The 22,433-nt window shown below is 71.5% G+C and carries 25 protein-coding genes; 13 read left to right on the forward strand and 12 right to left on the reverse strand.

Going from position 1 to position 22,433, the window contains the following annotated elements; translation table 11 throughout:
- Positions 1-63 precede the first annotated feature (63 nt).
- Both LX15_RS17740 and LX15_RS17745 read right to left on the reverse strand, forming a co-directional pair.
- Positions 64-252, reverse strand: coding sequence for a hypothetical protein (locus tag LX15_RS17740; protein ID WP_253670727.1), 189 nt, complete (start codon positions 250-252; stop codon positions 64-66).
- 110 nt (positions 253-362) lie between these two features.
- Positions 363-524, reverse strand: coding sequence for a hypothetical protein (locus LX15_RS17745; protein WP_253670728.1), 162 nt, complete (start codon positions 522-524; stop codon positions 363-365).
- 129 nt (positions 525-653) lie between these two features.
- Between LX15_RS17745 and LX15_RS17750 the strand changes: the two genes are divergently transcribed.
- Together LX15_RS17750 and LX15_RS17755 are read left to right on the forward strand one after the other, a co-directional pair.
- Entirely contained in the window at positions 654-1,028 is a 375-nt protein-coding gene (locus LX15_RS17750) for a helix-turn-helix domain-containing protein (protein ID WP_253670729.1), read from the forward strand.
- Positions 1,009-2,013 carry a hypothetical protein gene (locus LX15_RS17755; RefSeq protein ID WP_253670730.1) on the forward strand — a complete coding sequence of 335 codons (1,005 nt, stop codon included), beginning with the start codon at positions 1,009-1,011 and terminating at the stop codon, positions 2,011-2,013. Before LX15_RS17750 ends, LX15_RS17755 begins: the two co-directional genes overlap by 20 nt.
- A 7-nt stretch (positions 2,014-2,020) precedes the next feature.
- On the opposite strand, the gene LX15_RS17760 is transcribed toward LX15_RS17755, so the two are convergent.
- Positions 2,021-2,758: a Type 1 glutamine amidotransferase-like domain-containing protein gene (locus LX15_RS17760; RefSeq protein WP_253670731.1), complete on the reverse strand. Its 738-nt coding sequence runs from the start codon at positions 2,756-2,758 to the stop codon at positions 2,021-2,023.
- 25 nt (positions 2,759-2,783) lie between these two features.
- Complete coding sequence (locus LX15_RS17765; RefSeq protein WP_253670732.1) at positions 2,784-3,104, reverse strand: hypothetical protein; 321 nt, start codon at positions 3,102-3,104, stop codon at positions 2,784-2,786.
- A gap of 218 nt (positions 3,105-3,322) precedes the next feature.
- Between LX15_RS17765 and argS the strand changes: the two genes are divergently transcribed.
- Complete coding sequence (gene argS, locus LX15_RS17770) at positions 3,323-5,086, forward strand: arginine--tRNA ligase (RefSeq protein ID WP_253670733.1); 1,764 nt, start codon at positions 3,323-3,325, stop codon at positions 5,084-5,086.
- A gap of 718 nt (positions 5,087-5,804) precedes the next feature.
- Here the strand turns inward: argS and LX15_RS17775 are convergent.
- Positions 5,805-7,022 carry a cytochrome P450 family protein gene (locus LX15_RS17775; RefSeq protein WP_253670734.1) on the reverse strand — a complete coding sequence of 406 codons (1,218 nt, stop codon included), beginning with the start codon at positions 7,020-7,022 and terminating at the stop codon, positions 5,805-5,807.
- A gap of 95 nt (positions 7,023-7,117) precedes the next feature.
- Between LX15_RS17775 and LX15_RS17780 the strand changes: the two genes are divergently transcribed.
- The 5 genes from LX15_RS17780 to LX15_RS17800 all read left to right on the forward strand — a co-directional run bounded on the left by LX15_RS17780 (position 7,118) and on the right by LX15_RS17800 (position 12,410).
- On the forward strand, positions 7,118-8,260 hold the full coding sequence (locus LX15_RS17780) for a TetR/AcrR family transcriptional regulator (RefSeq protein WP_253670735.1): 1,143 nt from the start codon (positions 7,118-7,120) through the stop codon (positions 8,258-8,260).
- A 343-nt stretch (positions 8,261-8,603) separates the two neighbouring features.
- A complete protein-coding gene (locus LX15_RS17785) occupies positions 8,604-8,927 on the forward strand; it encodes a hypothetical protein (RefSeq protein ID WP_253670736.1) in 324 nt (107 codons plus the stop codon).
- Positions 8,928-9,244: 317 nt separating this feature from the next.
- A complete protein-coding gene (locus LX15_RS17790; protein ID WP_253670737.1) occupies positions 9,245-10,660 on the forward strand; it encodes an amidase in 1,416 nt (471 codons plus the stop codon).
- A 297-nt stretch (positions 10,661-10,957) separates the two neighbouring features.
- Positions 10,958-11,485 (forward strand): toxin-antitoxin system HicB family antitoxin, encoded by a 528-nt coding sequence (locus tag LX15_RS17795; RefSeq protein ID WP_253670738.1) that lies wholly within the window; start codon positions 10,958-10,960, stop codon positions 11,483-11,485.
- Positions 11,486-11,570: 85 nt separating this feature from the next.
- Positions 11,571-12,410 carry a DUF4097 family beta strand repeat-containing protein gene (locus tag LX15_RS17800; RefSeq protein ID WP_253670739.1) on the forward strand — a complete coding sequence of 280 codons (840 nt, stop codon included), beginning with the start codon at positions 11,571-11,573 and terminating at the stop codon, positions 12,408-12,410.
- A gap of 3 nt (positions 12,411-12,413) precedes the next feature.
- On the opposite strand, the gene LX15_RS17805 is transcribed toward LX15_RS17800, so the two are convergent.
- Positions 12,414-13,439 carry a cytochrome d ubiquinol oxidase subunit II gene (locus LX15_RS17805; protein WP_253670740.1) on the reverse strand — a complete coding sequence of 342 codons (1,026 nt, stop codon included), beginning with the start codon at positions 13,437-13,439 and terminating at the stop codon, positions 12,414-12,416.
- On the reverse strand, positions 13,436-14,797 hold the full coding sequence (locus LX15_RS17810) for a cytochrome ubiquinol oxidase subunit I (protein WP_253670741.1): 1,362 nt from the start codon (positions 14,795-14,797) through the stop codon (positions 13,436-13,438). The genes LX15_RS17805 and LX15_RS17810 overlap by 4 nt, the downstream gene beginning before the upstream one ends.
- 196 nt (positions 14,798-14,993) lie before the next feature.
- On the opposite strand from LX15_RS17810, the gene LX15_RS17815 reads away from it, so the two are divergent.
- The 3 genes from LX15_RS17815 (at position 14,994) to LX15_RS17825 (ending at position 17,089) form a co-directional block, all read left to right on the forward strand.
- The gene (locus LX15_RS17815; RefSeq protein WP_253670742.1) at positions 14,994-15,305 is read left to right on the forward strand and encodes an ArsR/SmtB family transcription factor; all 312 of its coding nucleotides are present in this window, start codon (positions 14,994-14,996) and stop codon (positions 15,303-15,305) included.
- Positions 15,302-16,252, forward strand: a complete 951-nt coding sequence (locus LX15_RS17820) for an SRPBCC family protein (protein ID WP_253670743.1) — start codon at positions 15,302-15,304, stop codon at positions 16,250-16,252. The genes LX15_RS17815 and LX15_RS17820 overlap by 4 nt, the downstream gene beginning before the upstream one ends.
- A 327-nt stretch (positions 16,253-16,579) precedes the next feature.
- Entirely contained in the window at positions 16,580-17,089 is a 510-nt protein-coding gene (locus tag LX15_RS17825) for a lytic polysaccharide monooxygenase auxiliary activity family 9 protein (RefSeq protein ID WP_253670744.1), read from the forward strand.
- Between the two features lie 86 nt (positions 17,090-17,175).
- On the opposite strand, the gene LX15_RS17830 is transcribed toward LX15_RS17825, so the two are convergent.
- Both LX15_RS17830 and LX15_RS17835 read right to left on the reverse strand, forming a co-directional pair.
- Complete coding sequence (locus LX15_RS17830) at positions 17,176-17,550, reverse strand: DUF2203 domain-containing protein (RefSeq protein WP_253670745.1); 375 nt, start codon at positions 17,548-17,550, stop codon at positions 17,176-17,178.
- A gap of 165 nt (positions 17,551-17,715) precedes the next feature.
- A complete protein-coding gene (locus LX15_RS17835; RefSeq protein ID WP_253670746.1) occupies positions 17,716-19,080 on the reverse strand; it encodes an MFS transporter in 1,365 nt (454 codons plus the stop codon).
- Between the two features lie 52 nt (positions 19,081-19,132).
- Here LX15_RS17835 and LX15_RS17840 point away from each other — a divergent pair, with 52 nt between their 5' ends.
- Positions 19,133-19,750, forward strand: a complete 618-nt coding sequence (locus LX15_RS17840) for a TetR/AcrR family transcriptional regulator (RefSeq protein ID WP_253670747.1) — start codon at positions 19,133-19,135, stop codon at positions 19,748-19,750.
- Positions 19,751-19,828: 78 nt separating this feature from the next.
- Here LX15_RS17840 and LX15_RS17845 read toward each other — a convergent pair whose 3' ends face one another.
- Together LX15_RS17845 and LX15_RS17850 are read right to left on the reverse strand one after the other, a co-directional pair.
- Positions 19,829-20,224: a hypothetical protein gene (locus LX15_RS17845; RefSeq protein WP_253670748.1), complete on the reverse strand. Its 396-nt coding sequence runs from the start codon at positions 20,222-20,224 to the stop codon at positions 19,829-19,831.
- A gap of 280 nt (positions 20,225-20,504) precedes the next feature.
- The gene (locus LX15_RS17850; protein ID WP_253670749.1) at positions 20,505-20,915 is read right to left on the reverse strand and encodes a hypothetical protein; all 411 of its coding nucleotides are present in this window, start codon (positions 20,913-20,915) and stop codon (positions 20,505-20,507) included.
- A gap of 245 nt (positions 20,916-21,160) precedes the next feature.
- Here LX15_RS17850 and LX15_RS17855 point away from each other — a divergent pair, with 245 nt between their 5' ends.
- On the forward strand, positions 21,161-21,496 hold the full coding sequence (locus LX15_RS17855) for a hypothetical protein (protein WP_253670750.1): 336 nt from the start codon (positions 21,161-21,163) through the stop codon (positions 21,494-21,496).
- Here LX15_RS17855 and LX15_RS17860 read toward each other — a convergent pair.
- A protein-coding gene (locus tag LX15_RS17860) for an IS5 family transposase (RefSeq protein WP_372502747.1) occupies positions 21,493-22,313 on the reverse strand; the annotation gives its coding sequence in 2 pieces (ribosomal slippage) (positions 21,493-21,980 and positions 21,980-22,313; 822 coding nt in all). The two genes, LX15_RS17855 and LX15_RS17860, sit on opposite strands and share 4 nt — an antisense overlap.
- Positions 22,314-22,433 lie beyond the last annotated feature (120 nt).

Here is a 22,433-nt window from a genome sequence, read left to right on the forward strand (position 1 = left end):
GCATCCGAATCGGCTGGGTGGGCGCGTCATCCATCGAGTGCTTCGGCCACCGCCGGTACCCAGTCAGCCCGATCGCCGCCGAGTGCGTTGCCACTGGCCGAGCTGGCGGATCAGCTCGTCGTTGTCGTCGTGGCGGCCGGAATCGGCGTTGTCCAGGAAGGTCTCGGCCAGCGCGGCCCGCAACTCGGCTTCGTTGGTGACGACCCGTTCGTCGGGGCGGGCTGGCTGTTGGCCTGGCCTGTGGCCGCCCATGTCGATTCCCCGTTCGCCGATGGGATGCGGTGTCCTCGCCGGTCAGGGGCCACGGCAGGGACACCGCCGCTGGTGAGGCCGGGCTCCGGCTCGTCGTCGAGCTCTCGGTGCTAACGGACGCGGATGGCCGCCACCTCGCGGCGCAGCTCGTCCCGCTGGCAGCGCACCAGCCGGCGGTGTGACCGCCAGGCGTGCAGGCCGTAGCCGGTGCCGGCCACGACGACCGCCGTGCCGACGAACACCCTGATACGCCGACCACGATCTGCGCCCACGACATGACGGCCTCCCGATCGCTACCGACCAGCCCCTTGATGGATGCTCTGCAAGCAGGCTGCTGTGCTTGACTGAATGCGAGCAAGCGAACGCGGTTCGTTGTGAAGAATTGTCAAGGAGCGCGAGCCATGCCCGGTGACCAGCGGCTCGGGGCGATGCTGCGGCAGATGCGTGAGGCGGCGAACCTGACGCTGGCCGCCGTCGCGCACCAAGCCGGCTGCGCCGAATCACTGATCTCCTCCGTGGAAACCGGCCGCCGGCGGCTCCAACCCTGGCTGGCCGACCGGATGGACGGCCTCTACGGCACCGGCGGGGCGATCAGCGCCCTGCTCGCCGCCTCAACCAACAGCGGCACCGAGGCCCGCGGCGGCGGCGCGCATGCTGTGCGCACCCGGCGGGAAACCGATAATCCACCGCGGGGGTGCCGCCACAGACACCGCCCAGGACATGCTGATGGTCCGAACGCCGGAGGGGAGGGTCACGATGCCGGTCTCGCGCCGTGAGCTGCTGGCCGGGCTGAGCATCGGGGCGCTCGGTGGCGCGCTGGCCCAGCGCGTCGAGCAGGCGCTGTCCCGGATCGACTTCGGCGGTGACCCGCTGACGGCGTTCGAGCGGGCCTTCGCCGGGTTCGCCACCGCGGCCCGCTCCCAGCCGCCCGCCCGGTTGATCGACGGCATGACCGGCCAGGTCGCGCTGCTGGACGGGTTGCGCCGCCGCGCCCCGGCCGCCCAGCGCGGCGCGTACGCGGCCATGCAGGCCCGCTTCGCCGAGTCCCTGTCCTGGCTGTGTGAGGAAGCCTCCGACGCGACCGGTGCCCTGTACTGGGTCGATCGGGCCGCGCAGTGGGCTGCCGCAGCCCGCTGGGAACCGATGGTCGGCTACACGTTCGTGCGCCGCTCCATGTTGGTTGTCAACTTCACCGGCGACGGGCTGCGCGCCGTTGACGCCGCCGCCCCCGTGCTGGACATGCCGGACCTGTCCTGGGTGCGCGGCCTGGCGTGCAAACAGATGGCGATGGGCCACGCCCTGGCCGGCGACGCCGACGCCACCGCCCGCGCGCTGGACGACGCGATGCGACTGCTCGACATCCCAGCCCGCGACGACGAGGCCCACCTCGGGCAGCGCAGCGTGGCCGGCGACGATCTGTACGCGGTGTACCGGACCACCTGCGACATCTACCTCGGCCGCGGCGAAGCCGTGATCACCACGCTCCCACCGAGGCTGGACGCGCTGGCCGCCTCCTCACCCCGCACCGCCACCATCAGCAAGGCGAAACTGGCCCGCGCCTACGCCAACGCCGGCCAACCCGCCGACGCCTGCCGGCTCGCGGCCCACGCCCTTGACGCGGCCGGTCAGGTCGGCTCGCACTCGGCGACAGCCGAGATTCGCCGCACCCTGGGGGTGCTGCGCCACTGGCGGCACCGCCGCGACGTCGCCGCCGAGATCGCCGACCTCACCCACCGGCTCGACAGCGTCGCCACCGGCTGACGCCCGGTCAGGAGCCCTTGTCCCGTTTCAGCCGGGTCACGTCCAACGGCTCCTCGACGATCTCGCCATCCGCGCCGCGCACGACCCGGTACGCGCCCGCGCATGGCCGGTCCGCGATCACCGCCGCCAGCCGGTCATGCTCGTATTGCAGGCCCGCTCCAGTATCGGTCGCGTACCCCACAAGGTGGTCCGGGGACTCGGCGAGGAACTGGTGAAACGCCGCCCGCCGCGCGCCCTCGCCGTAGTGCACCGCGTTGGCGTACGGCACCAGCCCCAGGCCGTCGGCGGTACCGCGGAGACCGCCGTAGGAGTCGGTGATCACGCCGGTGTGCCAGCACAGCGACCCGGCCGACTCCCCAGCCAACACCACCCCCGCCCGCCAGCACTCCGCGAGAATCTCCGGTAGCCCATGCGCCCGCCACACCGCCAGCAAGTTGATCACACTGCCCCGGTCCACCCAGATCACATCCTGCTCCCGCAGATGGGCGGCCACGTCCGGCACATTCGGGTCCTCGAACAACGCCAGATGCGAGGTCCGCACACCGGTGTCGGCGAATGCGGCGTAAAAGGCGTCAATGCTGGCCTGCCGATCACCCGTACCCGTTGACACGAAGCACAACCGCGGCCGCGCCGGACTACCGGCCAGGTCGAACGCGTACCGGAACACCGGGCCGGGCCGCCACGGGTTGCGGGCACGGTTAAACCCCATCGAGGTCGCCAAGATGGTCGGTGCGTCGGCTGCCACGCCAATCAGTGTTGCAGCCCACCAATCACGATGTCAGACGACGACGCTGCTCGACCAGCACCCGCATCAGCGGGACAGCCTCGTCCACCTGCGCGGCAAGCCCGTTCAGCCAACCGATCGCGTCCCGCACGCCAGCCTCCCACGCGCGGTGGACCCGCTCCCACGCCTCCCCGCTGCCCTCCAGCGCCACACTGAACCCGTCGATCGCCCGACCTTCGGCATCCACCGCAGCGCGCAACGACCGCACGACACCGCGATCACGCTGGCCGATGCCATCACCATCGCCACAGAGCATCCTCACGGCGCGCGGGGTGAGGACTTCCTCGGGTACGCGCCCGGCCCGCACCTGTACGGCACCCTGCGCCGCGCTCCGGAACATGGCAGTCGACCGCGTTGTTCGGGACTTCGACGGCACCCACTTCGGTTACGACCCAGCCGCGGTTCGGGCCGCTCTCGTGCACCTTCGCGCGCTCCCTGTGGCCGAACTCGACCAGGGAAGCGCGCCTGGGACAATGCCTTTAACGCTCAAGTGTCGTGCTGGGATAAGGTGTTCAGGGAAGAAGGGTGTTCGTGAATCACCACGAGGTGCTGCCGCTGCTCGGCCAGGTCGCCAACGCCGTGTCCGGGGCGATCAACCGCGCACGTCCCGAACTGGCGGGCTCAGACCCCGTGGTGCGCCGATCCGAGCACTCCGACTTCCAGTCGAACGCCGCACTCGCCCTGGCCAAGCGCGCCGGCGTCAAACCGCGTGATCTCGCCGCCGAGCTGGCCGCCACCTTCGACGACGGGCCGATCGGCTCGGTCGAGCTGTCCGGACCCGGCTTCCTCAACATCACCGTGCCCGACAAGGCAGTGTGGGGGCAGGTGTCTGCCCGGATGGCCGGACCCCGCCTTGGTGTCGGCACCCCAGAGGAGGGGCGGCGCACCGTCATCGACTACTCCGCGCCCAACATCGCCAAGGAGATGCACGTCGGGCACCTGCGCACCACCATCATCGGCGACAGCCTCGCCCGCGTGCTCGGCTTCCTCGGCGCGGAAGTCATCCGCCAGAACCACCTCGGGGACTGGGGCACCCAGTTCGGCATGTTGATCCAGTACCTCAACGAGCATCCCGAGGCCACCTGGCGGCGCGACGAACTCTCTGACGACACCTCCGCCGTGTCCGCGCTGGACGAGCTGTACAAGGCCGCACGCAAGGAGTTCGACGCCGACCCTGCCTTCGCCGACCGTTCCCGGTCACGTGTGGTCGCCCTCCAGTCCGGTGACCCCGCCACGCTCGCCAGGTGGAAGGAGATCGTCGCCGAATCCGAAAAGGCGTTCCGCGACATCTACGACCGACTCGGTGTGCTGCTCACCCCCGAGGATTCCGTCGGCGAGTCGTTCTACAACCCCATGCTCGGCGACACCATCACCGAACTCGTCAACGCTGGGATCGCCGTGGACAGCGAAGACGCACTGGTGATCTTCTCGGAAGAAGTCACCGGCCCCGACGGCGATCCCGTGCCGCTCATGGTGCGCAAGCGCGACGGCGGCTACGGATACGACACCACCGATCTGGCCACCATCCGTTACCGCATCCATGACCTCAAGGCCAACCGCCTGCTCTACGTCACCGACTCCCGGCAGGCCCTGCACTTCCGCCTGATCTTCGAGGCCGCCCGCCGCGCCGGATGGCTGACGGACGCCATCGACGCCGAACACGTCGCGTACGGCACGGTGCTCGGTCCGGACGGCCGCCCGTTCAAGACCCGTGCTGGCGGCACCGTGCGCCTGATGGACCTCCTCGACGACGCCGTAGCCCGCGCCCGCGCCGTCGTCGCCGAGAAGAATCCCGACCTCGACCCCGCGGCACTCGACCAGATCGCCGAACAAGCCGGAATCGGCGCGGTCAAGTACGCCGACCTGTCCACCTCGCGTGTCAAGGACTACGCCTTCGACGTCAACCGCATGGTGTCCTTCACCGGCAACACCGGCGTCTACCTCCAGTACGCCCACACCCGCATCCGCTCCATCCTCCGCAAGGCGGGCGACCCCGAGGTCACCATCGACCCGACCATCCCGCTGGAGCCAGCCGAACGAGCCCTCGCCCTGGAACTGGATGCCTACAGCACCACGCTCGTCGAGGTCAGCGACGCACTCGAACCGCACCGCCTGTGCGGGTACCTGTACGGCCTCGCCCGCGACTTCACCACGTTCTACGAAGCCTGCCACGTGCTCAACGCCGACGAACCCATCCGCGGCAACCGGCTCGCGTTGTGCCAACTCACGGCCCGCACCCTCAAGCACGGGCTCGGCCTTCTCGGTATCGCCGCGCCGGAACGCATGTAGCACCTCGTCATCCTTGGTTCGCCATGCTGATCGACATCGAGGGAGGCCTCTGAGGCCGAAGAAGGGTATTCCCATCGGGGAAGACACATTCTCGTTGTCCCCGGAGGACGATTCCTCGACTGTCGGTCTCCGTCCTCAGAGGACGGTCGCGGTCGGGTGTTAGTCCACTGAGGACTTCCGGGGCGCCTCGGGCCCGACGCTGGCATGGGGCGTGCTCGGTGGGACACCGAGGAACCAGGGCGGGACCGGCCTTGACGAAGGCCACGTCGTGGTCGATCGCCGCCCCGGCGACATCCTCTGGGGCCGGCACCATCCCGTACCAGGCCCCGCAGGGCCTCTCCACCCGGGCCCGCAGTAGCTCACTACTGGACAGCCCCCACCCGCCCTGGGGGGCACCCCGTGACCAGCCTATCGGTTGGAGGGGAGCCGGGGCGAGACACGAAGATCCACATGTGGACAACCGCGAGGGCTGTGGACAACTTCGTGCACGAGCGGGTGGTTTGTTCCGCCCATCGTGTGGTCTCAGCGTGTCGCTGCCCGGAACACGAGGGTCTCAAGCAGAGTGGCCGCAAGCCGGAAGATCACCGCAACCCGCTGCCGCTGTTGCCGCCGCGGCATCTCGTGACGGGCGATCACCTCCATCGCGCTGTGCGTGAAACCGAGTTCCTGAAAGAACATCCGCGCTGTCGGCACGAGCCTCGGGGAACGCGATCGATCATCACAGCGACACGGGAAGGGCCGCGAGCCGCCAGGTGCCGCCGTCCGCCGCGCGCGGCACCTCCTCCGCGGGAACGGCGAGTGACAGGTTCGGGAAGCGACGCAGCAACGCGGTGAGCGCGACCTCGGCCTGCACCCTCGCCAGCGAGGCGCCCAGGCAGAAGTGCGGCCCGTGCGCGAACCCGAGGTGCCCCGCCGTTCCCGCCGGCCGGGTGATGTCGAGCCGGTCGGGGTCGGCGAACACCCGGGGGTCGCGGTTGGCGGAGACGATCGCGGCGGTGATCATCTCGCCCTCGCGGATCACCACACCGCCGATCTCGACGTCCTCCGCGGCGTGCCGGGGGATGGTCAGCAGTTGCGGCCCGCACCAACGCGTCAGCTCCTCGACGGCGCGGGGCGCGAGCCCGGGGTCGGCGCGGAGCGCGGCGAGCTGGTCGGGGTGGGCGAGCAGGGCGGCCACCCCGTTGGCGATCAGGTTCGTCGGCGTCTGCCCGGCGAGGACGACGTTCCAGATCAGGGTGACCATCTCGGCGTCGCTGAGCCGGTCGCCGTCCTCGTCGTGCACGCGCAACAGGGCCGAGACCAGGTCGTCGCCGGGCCGCTCCCGGTGCGCGGCGACCGCCGCCTTCGCGCCGTCGATGACGCCGGGGATGGACTCGGCGAGTTCCCTGCCGACGCCGGCCGCCACGTGGGCGCCGTACTCGCGCCACCGCGGCCGGTCGGCTCCGGGGATGCCGACCAGCTCGCAGATCACGTCCATCGGCAGGGGCCGGGCGAAGTGCCGGAGCAGGTCCACCGACCCGGCCTCGACGTGGTCGGGCAGGGCGTCGAGCAGGCGCTCGACGACCGTCGTGATCCGAGGGCGGAACTGGTTGGCCCGACGGGCGGAGAACGCGGGCGACACCAGTCGCCGCAGCCGCGTGTGCTCGGCTCCCTCCATCTCCTGCATGGTTCGCATGTAGGCGCGGCAGTGCTCGGGGACGTCGGGCCGGAACGCCCAGCTCGCCGCGCTAAGCCTGAACCGCGCGTCGCCCAACATCGCCTTGGCCTCGGCGTGGCGGGTCAACGCCCACAGGGGGGCCATCCCGGGGATCAGCAGGCGGGCGAGCGGGGACCGCTCCCTGGCTTCGCGGTACGCGGTGAAGGGGTCGTCCAGGACTCCCCGGTCGGTCAGGTCGATCTCTGGAACGGCGTTGACCTCGGGGTTCGTCGTGGTCACGGGAGTCCTCCCACTCAGATGTTCATCTCAGATGTTCTCATCATCTGAATGGCGACGGTATCTTGACCGGGCATCGGACGGCAACGGGGGAGGCCATGAGCGGTCGGCTCAGCAGGGCGCAGACGCAGGAACGCAACCGCGCCAGGGTGCTGGCCGCCGCCAGGGACGAGTTCGCCGAACGCGGCTTCCGCGCCGCGAAGGTCGACGCGATCGCCGAGCGCGCCGAGCTGACCAGGGGTGCGGTCTACTCGAACTTCCCCGGCAAACGCGCCCTCTACCTGGCTGTCCTCGCCGATCTCGCCGAGCGCGCGCCCGAGCCCCCGCAGCCGCGCCTCGGCGGCACCGTGCGGGAGGCGCTGGGCGCGTTCGCCCGCGCGTGGGTGGCCCGGCTCGCCCTGGCCGACGAGCAGGACGAGCAGGACGAGCAGCCCGACGCCGCGCGCCTGCGCAGGGACCTGGTGCCCGAGATCGTGGCCGACGAGCGCGTCCGGTTGCCCTTCGCGCAGCTCCTCAAGCTCGACGCGCTTCTGCTCGCGCTGTCCCTGGAGCGCCTCCGGCCGGGCGAGGCCCCCAGCGCGCCGCCGCTCGGCGCGCGAGTGCGGCCCCGCATGGTCCGCACGGCGGAGACGGTGCTGACGACGCTGCACGGGGCCAGCCAGATGGCCGTCGCCGCACCGGGCTTCGTCGAGCCCTTCGACATCGTCAGCGCCTGCGAACGGTTGGCGGGGATGGACCTCAACGACTGGTGGGCGCCGCCGCACCTCGTGCCCCCGGTCCTGTCCATCGACGAGCCGTGGTCACCACCAGAGGTGGCTGACATGGTGCGTGGCGGACGCGCGCGGCCCGCCGACGACGGGGTGGTGGTCGTCCTCGGTCTCCACCGGCTCGCCGCCGCCGAGGAAGCGGTCCGCGCCGCCCCCGAGGGGACGGACGTGACCGTCGCGCTGGTCACCGGCGAGCCCGCCGAGCTGGCGCCACTGGTGCGGCTGACCGTCGCCGACGTCGCCGGCTGCCTGCGCCAGGCCGTCCCGGCGTCCGCGTTGCCCCGGCTCAGGGTGGTGTGCGACGAGTCGGGCTCCCTCGCGTCGGCGGCCGGCGTGCCCGCCGTCAGCGACGCCACCGAGGTCGCCGTCCGCGTCCACTCCGGTCGGATCGTCGCGCGCGCCGAGGGACCGGGCGCCGGTCACGCGGTCGCCTCGCGGGACCAGGCGCGGGCGTCGTCGGGACGGGGACGGTAGGCGGGGTCCGCGCCGTCCCGCCCACGCGCCTCGACTGTCCACAGTGGTCTCCGTAGGGCATGGGGGCCCGAGAGGCCGCGCCGCCGGCGGGTACGTGCGGCATTGATCAACCTTCCTGGTGAACTTCCGGTCCCCGTGGCCCGGCCACCGGGTCGGGGGAGTTCCGCTGCGTGAGGGCCATATGGTCCGCGAGGCACGTCGGACTGGCGAATGACCAGCTTGCGGGACACGAATGCCCCAGCGCGAGCACTTTCCGTGCCTGTTCCCCGGAACGGGGTCGAGTGGATGCCCCAGTTGGGTTGAACATGAGCACCCGATGGCCTCGGCTGGCTACGGTCCTCCCATGGTTGCTCGTGGGCTCGTGCTCGGTCACTACCTCGTGACCGTGCAACGGTTCGTCGCCCAGCTCGGAAAGCCCGCCGACGTCGCCACCTTCCACCGCCTGGCCAGGGCGGTGCTGCGCGGGGACGGCTCGGCGTTGCTCGCGTTCCTGCACGCGGCCAGGAAGCGGCTCGCCGCCCACCAGGCGCCCTCGGAGGTCTGGGACCGGCACGACGAGGCGCTGTCCGTCGTGGTCGACCTCGCGGCGGACGGCGCGACGTTCCAGCGACTGGAGAAGGAGATCCACCGCGGTCTGGTGCTCAGCTACCGGCTGGCGTGGAGATGACCGCGAACCCGAGGCCGTGATCCGCCACGGGCCGCCCGGCGCGCATCGTGATCCTCTGGATCCCCGGCCCCGGCCCCGGCCCCGGCCCCGGCCCTGGGCCGCCCGCCCTGTCACCGTCAGCGGCCCCGGCCCGGCAGCCGGCCAGTGCTGGAGCGAGCCTGGACACGGGGGACGGGCGGGCGGTCCACACGTCGGAAGCCCCGGAACCCGCCCCCACCCACCTTCCGTCGTCCCGCTTCCCGAACCTGGCCGGCCTGGCCAGACTGATCACGGCGACCCCGCGCGGGACGCCGTCGGCAACGACCGAGAGGAACGCGATGTCCGCCGAGACGAGGCTCGTCTTCCGCACCGCGCGGGAACTCGTGACCCTGATGGCCACCCGCCAGGTCTCCGCCCGTGAGGTCCTCGACGCCCACCTCGCCCAGATCGAGAAGGTCAACCCCGAGGTCAACGCGATCGTCACGCTGACACCGGAGCGCGCCTACGAACTGGCCTCCCGCGCCGACGACGCGATCGCCCACGGCCGGCTGCTCGGCCCGCTGCACGGCCTGCCCGTCGCGCACAAGGACCTGGCCAGCACCGCCGGCATCCGCACCACCTTCGGCTCGCTCGTCTTCAAGGACAACGTCCCCCAGCACAACGACCTGCACGTCCAGCGCCTGCTCGACGCGGGTGCGGTGACCGTCGGCAAGACCAACACCCCGGAGTTCGGCAACGGCTCGCAGACCTTCAACAAGGTCTTCGGGGCGACGCGCAACCCCTACGACATCACCAGGACCTGCGGCGGCTCCAGCGGCGGAGCCGCCGTCGCCCTGGCCACCGGCATGGTGCCGATCGCCGACGGCTCCGACATGGCTGGCTCGCTCCGCAACCCCGCCAGCTTCTGCAACGTCGTCGGACTGCGCCCGTCGATCGGCAGGGTGCCGTTCTGGCCGACCACCAACGACCACTTCACGTTGCCGGCGCTCGGCGCCATGGCCCGCACCGTCGGCGACCTCGCCCTCCAGATGAGCGTGCTCGCCCGGCCCACTCGCCGGTGCCCGGTGTCGGCGCCGCCGGTCGACTTCACCCGGCCGGTCGAGCGGGACGTCCGGGGTGTGCGGGTTGCCTGGTCGGTGGACCTGGGTGGGCTGCCCGTGGAGCCGGCCGTCGTCGAGGCCATGGCCCCGGCGCGGGACCTGCTGGTGGATCTCGGGTGCGAGGTGGTCGACGCCTGCCCGGACTTCACCGGCGCCGACGAGGCGTTCACCGTTCTGCGCGCCTTGGCGCAGGCGTTCGCCTACGGGCCGCTGGTCGACGAGCACGGCGACCTGCTGAGCGACAACGTCCGGTGGGAGGTGGCGAAGGGCCGCACCCTCACCGCGACCGACCTGGAGCGCGCCGCGACGCTGCGGACCGCCCTGTACAACCGGGTGCTCGACTTCTTCGGCTCCCACCAGTACCTGGTGACGTTGGTCAGCCAGGTCGTGCCGTTCGACGTCGACCTGCCGTACCCGACGGAGATCAACGGCACCCCGATGACCTACTACCGCGAGTGGATGCGGTCCTGCTCGTGGCTGACGACGGCGGGTGTGCCGTGCCTGTCGGTGCCGTTCGCCTTCACCCGCGACGGGCTCCCCGTCGGCGTGCAGGTCGTCGGCGCTCCTGGTGACGACCTCGGCGTGTTGGCCCTGGGGCACGCGATCGAGGCCGCGACGCGGACGTGGCAGCGCCACCCGGCGCTCGCCGAGTGAGCGAAAGCGCGGATGGGCGGATGCCCGGATGCGAGGATGCGCGGCCGGGAAAGCGTGGAGACGCGAATGCTCCAGCGCCTGAGCGAGCGAACGAGGCGGAGTTGAAGGCACCCCGCGACCCCCGGGCGCGATCCTGTCGCGAGGATCGATCGCGGCTCCCCAGGAGCGACCCCTGCTCCGCCTACTGAGACGACGGGCTCGACGACGTGCGCGTGACGCCGGGTGATCGTGCGGTGGCGCGCCACTCCGCGCCCACCCCGGGCATGTCATGGTGTCACTTCGTGCCATAGTGATGCCATGGACCTCGCTCCGTACGTCGACAACCTCCGGCGGGAACTCGCGGTCGCTGCCGACGCCGGCGGCGAGGACGCCCGCGCCCTCGCCGAGCGGCTCACGGCCCCGCTGGAGTCCGCCGCCCGGCTCGTCCTGCTCAACGTCCTGTCCGCCGCCGCCGACGAGATCACCCGCGATCTCGCCCCCGGCTCGGTGGACGTGCGGCTGCGCGGGGTCGACCCGACCTTCGTCGTGACACCCCCGCCGGTCGACCAGTCCGCCGACCGGGGCGTGGCCGAGGACGACGCGCCGCCGCCCTCCCTGCCTCCCGTGCCCACCACCGACGAGGGCGCGACCGCGCGGATCAACTTCCGCCTGCCCGAGCACCTCAAGGCCAGGGTCGAGGAGGCCGCCGGCCGCGAGGGCCTGTCGGTCAACACCTGGCTGGTCCGGGCGGTCGCCGCGACCCTGGACGCCGACGGGCATGGCCGTCGCTCCGAGCCGCGCGGCCTGGCCGGGTCGACCCAGCGCTTCACGGGCTGGGTGCGCTGAGCCGCGCCCGACCCCGCCGACGCCGCACACCCCGACCGCCCCTGCGCGTCGGGAACGTCCAGCAGAGCCGACATGGGGGACAGCCGTGGCCACCTTCGACACTCCCGAACCGATCACCGTGACCCTCTCCCTCGCCGTCGGCGACGTGCGGATCACCGCCGGCGACCGCGCCGACACCACCGTCGAGGTGACGCCGACCGACGCCTCCAGCGAGGCCGACGCCAAGGCCGTCGCCAGGACCACGGTGGAGTACGCCAACGGCACCCTGCTCGTGAAGATGCCCAAGCGGACCGGCTGGTTCGGCAAGGCCGGCTCGGTCCAGGTCGTGATCGGGCTGCCCGCCGGCTCCCAGGTGGGCGCCACCCTGGCCATGGGGGACCTGTACTGCACCGGCCGGCTCGGCGAGTGCCGCCTCAGGACCTCGCTCGGGCACGTCCACCTCGACCGCACCGGACCGCTGCACGTGCACACCTCGGGGGGCGAGGTCAGCGTGGAGCACGTCGCGGGCGACGCCGAGATCACGACCGGCGGCGGCGACGTCAGGGTCGGCGCGGTCGACGGCACGGCCGTGATCAAGAACTCCAACGGTGAGAGCTGGGTCGGTGAGGTCGCGGGGGACCTGCGGCTCAACGCGGCCAACGGCCGGATCTCGGTCGACAGGACGCGCGCCGCGGTCGTGGTCAAGGCCGCCAACGGGCACATCCGGATCGGTGAGATCGCCAGGGGCTCGGCCGACATGGAGACGGCGTGCGGCAACGTCGAGTTCGGCGTCCCCGAGGGCGTCTCGGCCCGGCTCGACGTGCGGACCCAGGCCGGCCGCGTGCGGAACCTGCTGACCGCGACCGACCAGCCGGCGCCGTCCGACGAGAAGATCGAGGTCAGGGCCAGGACCTCCTTCGGCGACATCGTGGTCCGCCGCCCCTGACGGTCAGTACCCGACGTCCCGGGCGTCCTCGGGCTCGTGCGGGGCGCGCTGGAAGAGCCGGTACAGGAAGACGAGCGCCGGGAGCAGGACCAGCCCGCCGACGGCGAGGGCGACCGCGAGCGCGACGAGCGTCGCGTGGCTGCGCGCCGCGTCCTCGACGGTCAGGCCCGGCAACAACATGTACGGGTACTGGGCGACCGCCCAGCCCACCAGGATCGCGGCGACGGCCAGCCCGGAGAACAACCGCGCCAGGACGTACCGGCGGGTGATCAACAACCCGATCGCGACCAGCCCCGCCGCCACGGACAGCGCCACGACCGGCAGCCCGCGGCCGGTCAGGCCGGCGTAGAGCAGCGGCGCGTCGGCGCGCAGCACCGCGATGCCGGCCAGGCCGACCGCCCCGGTGATCGCCGCCGTGACCAGCGCCCGGGCCCGGAACGCCTCCGCGAGGTCGGTCTCGCCCTCCCGCCTCGCGTCGGCGCACAGGAAGACCGCCGCCAGGTACGCGCAGACCAGCACGGCCAGCGTCCCCCCGAGCGCCGACGTCGGGTTCACCCAGCTCGACACGACGTCGCCGGCGGCGATCCCCGGCGGCACCCGCCCCGAGGCGACACCACCCACGACCGCCCCGAAGAAGAACGGGGTCAGCAACGACGACAACGCGAACGCCGCGCCGAAGAACCGCCGCATCCCGAGCGTGGTGACGCTCTTGCGGTAGGCGAACGCGGCCCCGCGCGCGATCATCCCGAAGGCGGCCAGCGTCAGCGGGATGTAGAGCGTGGTGACGGCGGCGGCGAATGCGCCGGAGAACCCGGTCCACAACACGACCAGCACGAAGATCAACCACACGTGGTTGGCCTCCCACACCGGCCCGATCGAGTGCTCGATCCGCGCCCGCAACCGCGCGCCGCGCCGCGTGCCGCCGGCCAGGAGGTCCCAGACCCCGCCACCGAAGTCGGCCCCGCCGAACAGGGCGTAGGCCACCAGACCGACGAACGCGACACCGAGCACGACCTCCGCGAGCGTCATCGGTCCGCCCGCCGTTCCACTTCCTGCGGGGCCCGGGTGTCGTGGCCCCTGGCCAGGCGGCGCAGGACGACCGCCGTGAAGACCGTCAGCACGGTGTACACCGCGATCACGGCGAGCAGCCCGTAGCCCAGGCCGGGAGCGGGGCTGACCGCGTCCGAGGTGCGCAGGACGCCGTAGACGATCCACGGCTGGCGGCCGACCTCGGTGGTGGTCCACCCCGCCTCCATCGCCACGACCGCCGCCACCCCGGAGACGGCCACCGCGCGCAGGAACCACACGGTCGTGGGCAGTCTTCGCCGACGCCACCACACGAGGCCGAACCAGGCGCCGAGCAGCAGCAGCGCCACCCCGATGCCCACCATCACGTTGTAGGCCAGGTGCACGACGTTGACCGGAGGGCGCTGGTCGGGCGGCACCTCCTCCAACCCGGGCACCACCGCGTCCGGGTCGTGGTGGATCAGCAGCGACAGCCCGTAGGGGATCTCCAGCGCGTAGCGCAGCTCGTCGTCGCGGTAGATCCCGCCCAACGACAGGCCCGCGCCCGCGGTGGTCTCGTACTGCGCCTCCATCGCCGCCAGCTTCGCCGGCTGGTTCGTCGCCACCGTCTTGGCGATCCAGTCGCCGACGCCGATCTGCACTGGCGCGGTGATGGCCGCGACCGTCAACGGGATCAGCAGCCCCATCCGGTGGTAGCGGTCCCTGCGGCCCCGCAGCATGCCCACCGCGTACACCGAGGCGACCAGGAACCCGGTGACCATGAACGCCGCGAGCCACATGTGCGTGAACTGCGGCCATGTCGAGGGACCGAACATACCGGCCACGGGCCGGGGATCGACCACGTGGCCGTTCGCGTCGAGCCGGAAGCCCGTCGGGTTGTTCATCCACGCGTTCGCCGAGACCACGAAGAACGCTCCGGCGATGCCGGCGAGCACCATGGGCACGGCGCTGAGCATGTGCGCCCTCGGCGACAGGCGGTTCCAGCCGAACAGGTAGACGCCGACGAAGATCGCCTCGACGAAGAAGGCGAAGCCCTCCAGCACGAACGGGAAGCCGAACACCTCGCCGAAGCGGTCCATCAGGACCGGCCACAGGATGCCCATCTCGAACGACAGCAGCGTCCCCGAGACCGCGCCCGCCGCGAAGAGCACCCCCATGGCCTTGGCCCAGGTGTGGGCGAGTTCGGTGAGCGCGGCGTCGCGCCGCCGGTGGCCCCACCACTCGGTGAACACCACGATCAGCGGGAACGCGATGCCGAAGCAGGCGAAGACGATGTGCCAGCCCAGCGACAGCGCCATCTGCGTCCGCGCCGGCCACAGGTTCTCGACCACACCACGGGCCAGCAGGTCAGGCGCGGACACTCGGCCTCCCTCGCTCGTCGTGTCGGGCACCAGGAACACCGTGTCGGGGCGATCGCATGCCCGCCGTGTACCCGGAGGCCCCCGGCGACGAACGTAACGCGACGCCGGGGACGGCGACCGGTGTTCGCGCTCCCGTCACCGGGACGGGGTTGGCACGGGGATCGGCAGTACATGCCTCGTCGGTTATATTCCCTGCGTGGCATCAGTCTTCGAGGTGCTGGCCGAGCCACGCCGCCGGGAGATCCTCGACCTGCTGCGGGACGGCGAACGCCCCGTCGGCGACCTGGTCCGGCGGCTCCACATGACCCAGCCGGCGGTCTCCAAGCACCTGAGGGTGCTGCGCGCCGCCGGACTGGTCGAGGTCCGGCAGGACGCGCAGCGACGCTGGTACCGCCTGCGGCCGGAGCCGCTGACGGAGATCGACACCTGGCTGGAGCCCTACCGGCGGATGTGGTCGGCCAGCCTGGACGCCCTGGAACGACACCTGGACGCCATGGAGGAGCGGTGAGCGAGCGCGCGACCCTGCGGACGATCGACGGCCAACCCGTGCTCCGCCTCGAACGCCGGCTCCGGCACTCGCCGGCCAGGGTCTGGCGGGCGGTCACCGAACCGGCGGAGCTGGCCCACTGGTTCCCGGCCCTGGTCGAGGCCGAACTCCGACCAGGAGCCCCGATGCGGTTCACCTTCCCCGGGCAGGCGGCCGGGGAGGACGGCGACGGCGGGTGGACCGGCGAGGTCCTTGAGGTCGACCCGCCGAGGGTCTTCATGTTCCGGTGGAACCAGGACGTCCTGCGGTTCGAGCTGACCCCCGACGGCGACGGCTGCCTCCTGGTCCTCACCCAGACACTCGGCGGCGGCTGGGTCGGCCGGCTCGGCGCGGGGCGCACGGCCGCCGGCTGGGACACCTGCCTGGACGCGCTGGCCGCCTCGCTCGCCGGCGACACCCCGCCGCCGCCCGGCGACTGGTTGCCCAGGATGGAGCGCTACATCGACGAGTTCGGGCTCGGGGAGGGCAGCGTTCACCCGACCGAACACGGCTTCGAGCTGCGGTTCGCGCGTGATCTGGTGTGGAAGCCGGTGGACGAGGTGTGGGCGGCGCTCGTGGCGGACTCGCCGCTGGGCGCCGAGCCTCCGCCCCGCGCCACCAACGGCCACGTGCCGGCCGGTCGTCTCACCGAGGTGCGGGCGCCGCACCTGCTGGAGTACGAGTGGCTGCACGACGGCGCGCCCGCCGGTCGCGTCCGCTGGGTGATCGAGTCGGACCCGACCCTCGGCGTGCGGGTCGAGCTGACCCAGACCGTCCCAGCCGAACTCGCCGAGACCCGCGCGGCCTTCCTGGCCGTGTGGCACGTGCACCTCGAACTCTTCTTCGCCGCCGTCCACGGGGATGTGCGGTGCCCCTGGCCGCGGGACCGTGTCGCGGAGCTGACCGAGCACTACGCGTCCCGTCTCTGATCCCCAGTCCTTGCCGGGGAAGCGGCTCGTGAAACATCCCTGACAAAGATCGGAATGACGGCGGGACGGCTCACCTGGGGCCGCGCCATGCGCTCAATCCCTTGTCACGGCAAGGAGAGCGCGGCCAGGAGAGCGATTTGCCGGGATCCGGTGGGGAAAGGACGACGAACGCCGACACGACGCCTTTTGCGACGGGGCGGTTCCGAGCTATGGTCTAGACCCGCCGCCGCGAAGGGTGGACGTGCCGTCCCCGACGCCACCCCCTGCGCACCACGGCGGAGGGCTCGGCGTTCACCCCCCGTTTTGCGTTCGTCGAGGGGAGCCGACATGAAGTCCCGAAGGATCGCGGCACTGGTCGCCGGTGCCCTGGCCGCCCCGGTCATCGCGGTGGCGCTGCCCAGCGGCCAGGCGTTCGCCCACGGCTACGTCTCGAACCCGCCGAGCCGGCAGGCGCAGTGCGCGAAGAACGTGGTGCGCTGCGGCGCGATCAAGTACGAGCCGCAGAGCGTCGAGGGCCCGAAGGGCCTGCGGAGCTGCAACGGCGGGCTGGCCCAGTTCGCCGAGCTGAACGACGACAACAAGGGCTGGAAGGTCACCAACGTGGGGCGCACCACGACCTTCAGTTGGACCTTCACCGCCCGGCACCGCACGTCGAGCTACGAGTACTACGTGGGCAACACGCGCGTGGCGTACTTCGACGGCCACAACCAGGTTCCTGGTGCCACGGTGTCGCACTCGGTGAACCTGCCGCCCGGGCGGCAGAAGGTGCTCGCCATCTGGAACATCGGTGACACCGCCAACGCCTTCTACGCCTGCATCGACGTGAACGTGCAGTAGCGGCAAGGCGGTCGGAAGTCCGTCGGAAATCCGTCGGAAGTCGGTGGGTGATCCGGGGGTGGCGTGGCGGACCGCCACGCCACCCCTCACTCCGCCGAGGGCGGCAGCCTGCGCCGGCCGGCGAAACCCAGGTCCGCCCGGTGGTACCACGCGAGGTCGTCGTCGCCCTCCAGCCAGCACAGCAGCACCGGGACACCGTCCAGTTCGGACGGGAAGTCGACCAGGAGCGGCGCGAAGCCCTTGAGTTCGGCCCCGGTCGCCTGCACCGCGCTCATCAGCTCGTCGAGCCTGGCCTGGGCCGCCTTCAGCTCGGGAAGGCCACCGAGCGGGGTGGGCTGTCCGAACCCACCGACCGCCGCGGCCAGCTCGGCGGCGTCCGCGCGGAGCGCGACGATCTCCTCCAGCACGGGCCGCAACCGCGCCAGCTCCTGACGCGCTTCGGACACAGTGAACAGTCCCACGGCTCCATCCTGGTGGTGGTTCGGAACGGATCGACACCCGACACCAGTGATGCTAGCTCCGGCCGGCGGGCGCGGGAGCGCGCGCTGGAAGGCCGCTCAGCCCTCGGGAACGACCGCGTGGTTGATGTCGCCGCGCGATTCCGCGACCCGGCCTCCCGGGTCGGGTCAGGACGGCGCCCCGACCCGGCGCGCGGTGAGGAGACCGGCGACGCTCAGCGCCCCGGTGACCACGAAGATCGTCAGGAACGCCGACGGCTGGGAACCCTGGTGGCCGACCAGCGCCCCGCCGAGCCCGCTGATCATCGCGGTGGCCAGGGTCTGGGCCAGTTGCAGGGCGGCGCTGACCGCGCCCTGCTGCTGGGCGGGCGCCTGGCCGAGCGTCTCGGTGGTCGCGGCGTTGAAGGCGATGCCCATGCCGACACCGCCCACGGCCCAGCCGAGGACGGCGAGCAGGCCGGGGCCGGCGAGCACCCCGTAGGCCAACACGGCCACGCCGACCAGCAGGACGCCGAACCCGAGCGCCACCGCCGACACCCGGTCGCGGTCCCACCTGGCCTGGATGGCCGAGCCGGCGACCCAGGTGAGCGCGCCCGCCGACAGGCCGAGCCCCGCCTCCAACGCGTTGACGTGCTGGAGCTCGGTCAGGCCCAGCGGCAGGAACGCCTCGGTGCCGAAGTACACCGCGCACAGCAGGAACCGGACGACCACACCGGCGGCGACCCCTCGGCGGACGGTGAGGGTGCCGGCCGGCGTGACGGCGCGCAGCGCGACGACGCCGAGCGCGAACCCGACCACCGCGAGCGGGACCACCAGCGCCGGGCCGTCGAGCTGGAGCGCGGCGAGCAGCACCCCGGTGCCCACGGTGAGCGCGAGGCTGCTCGCCAGGGGACGGCGCCACCACGGCAGCGCGGGCGGCTCCGACCCGCCGCCGGCCGGCGCGGTCAGGCCGGGCAGGGTGAGCAGGGCGGCCACGGCGGTGAGCGGGAGCATGAGCAGGAACGTCCAGCGCCAGCCGACGGCGGCGGTCACGGCCGCCGCCACGACCGGGCCGATCAGGGACGGTACCGTCCACGCCGAGGACAGCAGCGCGAACATCCGGGCGCGCAGGCGTTCGGGGTAGACCAGGCCGATCAGCGTGTACGCCATGGCCATCACCGCGCCGACGCCGAGGCCCTGCGCGAACCGGCCGACCAGGAACAGCGGCCACGTCGGCGCGCTGCCGGCCAGGACGCAGCCGAGGGCGAACACCACCAGTCCGACGGCCAGGGGTCCGCGTGGGCCACGGCGGTCGGCGGAGTGCCCGGCGACCACGGTGCCGACGATGTTGGCGAGCATCATCGCGGCCAGGCCCCATCCGTAGGAGCCGAGTCCGTCGAGGTCGCGGGCGATGTCGGGGAGGATCGTCGCCACGCCGAGCGACTCGAAGGCGACCAGGCTCACCGTGAGCACGATGCCGAGGGTCCTGGCGCGGTAGGCGGGGGAGAGGACCCCGTCCGGGGAGGTCGGGAGTGTCTGGGGTGTCGTTGTCACCGGGGCATTATGTTCCGAACCGGAACGGAACGAAAGTGGTATGCTGGGCGACGTGGCGAACACCCGTTCTGGCCGGCCCCGCGACGAGCGCATCGACAGCGCCGTCCGCGCGGCCACCGTGAACATCCTCAACGAGGTCGGCTACGCGGCTCTCACCCTCGAAGCCGTCGCCGCGCGGGCGGGCACGAGCAAGCCCGCGTTGCGGCGGCGCTGGCGCAGCCGTCAGCACCTCGTCGTCGACGCGCTCGCCGCCACCGTCGGCACGACCCCCACCCCCGACACCGGGTGCACCCACTGCGACCTGGTCGCGGGCATCCAGACCCTCACCGAGGCGTTCACCACCAAGATCGGACGGCGGGTGCTCCCCGCCCTGGTCGCCGACCTCGCCGACGACCCCGACCTCGCCGAGGTCTTCCTCGACAGGTACTTCCACCCGCGTCGCGCCACGACGGCCGAGGCGTTGCGGCGCGGAATCGAACGCGGCGACCTCGTGCCCGACGCCGACATCGACCTGCTGCTCGACATGCTGGCCTCGACCACCTACTACCGCGTCCTCTTCGGACACCTCCCCGTCACCGCCGACCTGGCCGAGAAGGTCGTGGAGACGGTGTTGGCCGGTGTGGCCACCGCACAGTGGCGCAACCGCCACCGCCATCCCTCTGTCCTCTGAGGACTCTGTGTTCCGGGGGAACCATGTACTGAGGACGTCGCTGGGGGACTGTCCTTTGAGGACACTGCCCCTCTGGGTTCAGTGGACGACGGAGGCGTGGAGCTGCGCGACGAGACGTTCGGGAACGGGGTCGACCTGGTTCCGCCTGCCGATCTCCCGCCGCAGCGTGTCCCACCGCCGCGCGAGCTGGCGGAGCCTGCCCTTGTCCCCGGCCGCGTTCCCGCCACGGGCGACACCCGTGACACGGTCGCTGACGCTGAACGACGGAGGCCGTGAGGAAGGGGTGCGCAGCACGCGCTCCGACTCGGTCACTGCGAGGGTGATCAGCGACTCGACGAGCTGCTGCGGTGTCCGGATGCGGTTCGCACGCCGCCAGACACTCAGCCACACCTTCGCGACGACGTCCTCCGCCTGGTCACGGCCGATGCCCTCACCTCGCACCGCGTGCCAGACCAGCGGGGTCAACTCCGTCACCAGCACCTGCAAGGCCTCGCGCCTCCCATGGTGAACGGCCTGGAGGCAGGCGGTGTGGCGTGCCGTGCCCTCAAGGCCCTCCCAGGGTCGCTCGGTACGAGCATCTTCGCCCTCTCCCGGCTTGGCGGGGCCAGAGGGAGAGCCGGCGAGGGCAGGGGATCGCCGGGAGAGCGCCGTCAGCAACTGGTCCTTGTTGCTGGCGTGTGCGCGTGGCGGTGGCTCGTCCCGGAACGCGGGCGTGTTTCTCGCTAGCGCCTTCACGAGCTGTCCCCAGAACGAATCACTCCGCATCGCTGCCCCCTGTCGTGGTGGAGACGGTGGAAGAGTCGTCGCCGGCGTGGGGAAGCGCGGCGGGCGACCCCGGCTGCGACTGCTCATCCTGTGGTTCGTCGGCCGATCCTGGCGTGAGGGGAACCTGCCCGGCGAGCTGCGCGACCACCAGCGGCGCGGCGATCCCGATCGCCAGCGCGCCGAACGGGCCGCTGATCTGGCCCGCGCTCCCCGCCGCCACCGCCAGCCCGCCGCCGACCGCCAGCCGGATGACCACCGAGACGAGGAAGGGGACCGGCCCGGGCTCCTCAGGCTGCTTCCAGGGCCAACCGCCCGTGCGACGGATCGCGCCGGCGAAGTCCAGACCCTCCACCGCGAACCCGCCGAACAGACCCCATAACGCGCACTCGACGACACCCACATCGCGAAGGGTAGCGACCTCGCCGCCCCACCGACCCCGAACAAGTGATCTTCACGCCCACCCACCGGGGGCTGTGATCTACTGCGGGTCAACGCCCAACCCCAGCAGACGACGACATGACGAACCGGAGCCCCCAGCTCAAGAAACGATCACAACGTCCCCTTAGAACTCCTAACGGAATGCTCTGCGAGGACTTGAGAGCTAACTCAGGGGCCGTCATCGAACGCGGTTGCTACTGTCCGGACGTGACCCTGACCGACCTCAACAACGGCTTTCGTGACGATGAGCAGCGGCGGCGCGTCCAGAGGGTCGTTCACGATCGCCTCGCAGACGACCGTGACCCGCAGGAATGCCGCTTCCTCATGCGGTTCTGGTGGCAGCTGGTCATGTCGTACCAAGAGGTGTCGATGGACGAGCTCAGCCTGAACGTCGGTAAGCCGAAGATGGCCGTTATCGAGGCGCTGATCAGCGCCATCAGGTCGTCCCATGCCGACATCGACGCTTGGATCACCACCACACAGCAAGTCTTCCCGGTGGTCCAAGATCGCGGCTTCAGGGCCGCCCAAGACACCGAACGTTAACGTGGCCGGAGCTTCTTCAGCCGTCGCCAGCAGATGATGCTGCAAGCGAGGCTGAGGAAGGCTTCGTGGATGTCATCGCGGATCTCCCAGCGGATGCGCAGGCGGCGGAACCAGTGCAGGTGGGCGAACGCTCGCTCAACGACCCAGCGTTGGGTGCCCAGGCCGGAACCGTGCTCGGTCCCGCGGCGGGCGATCTGCGGCTTCACGCCGAGGTCCCAGACCAAGCGGCGGTACTTGTCATGGTCGTAGCCGCGGTCGGCCAGCACCACATCAGGGCGGCGCCGGGGCCGGCCGCGTTTGCCCCGCACGGGCGGTACGGCCTGGAGGAGCGGGATCAGCTGGGTGACGTCGTTGCGGTTGCCGCCGGTCAGGGTCGTGGCGAGCGGAATGCCCGTGGCGTCGGTGATCAGGTGATGCTTGCTGCCCGTCCTGCCCCGGTCGACGGGGCTTCGTCCGGTATTGGCTCCCCTTTTAACGCGAGGATGTGGGAGCCGTCGACCGCCGCCCGGGAGAAGTCCAGGGCGTTCGCGCTGCGGAGTTCGGCGAGTAGGACCTCGTGCAACCGGGGCCATACGCCGGCCTCGGTCCACTCGGCCAGGCGGCGCCAGCAGGTCATGCCCGAGCCGTAGCCCAGTTCCTGCGGCAGGTGTTCCCAGGAGATCCCGGTGTGCAGGACGAACAGGATGCCCTGGAACACCAGCCGGTCCGGATGCCGCTTGCGACCCGGATGCCGGATCCGACGCTCGACCTTCGGCAGCAGCGGCTCGATCACCGCCCACAGTTCGTCGTCGACTTCCCACGGCTTCGGCCGAGCCACCCGCACCCCCAGCTCGCCAGTCTCAGGGTGATCCAACCACCTCGAAGATCATTTCGTTAGGGTTTCTTAGCCCAGGTCGCGAAGGCGTCCTCCCCGCACCCGCAGGGGTGAGTCGTCCGG

The sequence above is a fragment of the Streptoalloteichus tenebrarius genome (assembly GCF_024171885.1).
Lineage (GTDB): Bacteria > Actinomycetota > Actinomycetes > Mycobacteriales > Pseudonocardiaceae > Streptoalloteichus > Streptoalloteichus tenebrarius.

Coding starts and splice junctions, on each gene's coding strand:
- LX15_RS17805 (WP_253670740.1), bottom strand. CDS start 13,439: ATGACGCTCGCGGAGGTCGTGCTCGGTGTCGCGTTCGTCGGTCTGGTG.
- LX15_RS17740 (WP_253670727.1), bottom strand. CDS start 252: ATGGGCGGCCACAGGCCAGGCCAACAGCCAGCCCGCCCCGACGAACGG.
- LX15_RS17755 (WP_253670730.1), top strand. CDS start 1,009: ATGCCGGTCTCGCGCCGTGAGCTGCTGGCCGGGCTGAGCATCGGGGCG.
- LX15_RS17825 (WP_253670744.1), top strand. CDS start 16,580: ATGAAGTCCCGAAGGATCGCGGCACTGGTCGCCGGTGCCCTGGCCGCC.
- LX15_RS17785 (WP_253670736.1), top strand. CDS start 8,604: ATGGTTGCTCGTGGGCTCGTGCTCGGTCACTACCTCGTGACCGTGCAA.
- LX15_RS17750 (WP_253670729.1), top strand. CDS start 654: ATGCCCGGTGACCAGCGGCTCGGGGCGATGCTGCGGCAGATGCGTGAG.
- LX15_RS17780 (WP_253670735.1), top strand. CDS start 7,118: ATGAGCGGTCGGCTCAGCAGGGCGCAGACGCAGGAACGCAACCGCGCC.
- LX15_RS17795 (WP_253670738.1), top strand. CDS start 10,958: ATGGACCTCGCTCCGTACGTCGACAACCTCCGGCGGGAACTCGCGGTC.
- LX15_RS17790 (WP_253670737.1), top strand. CDS start 9,245: ATGTCCGCCGAGACGAGGCTCGTCTTCCGCACCGCGCGGGAACTCGTG.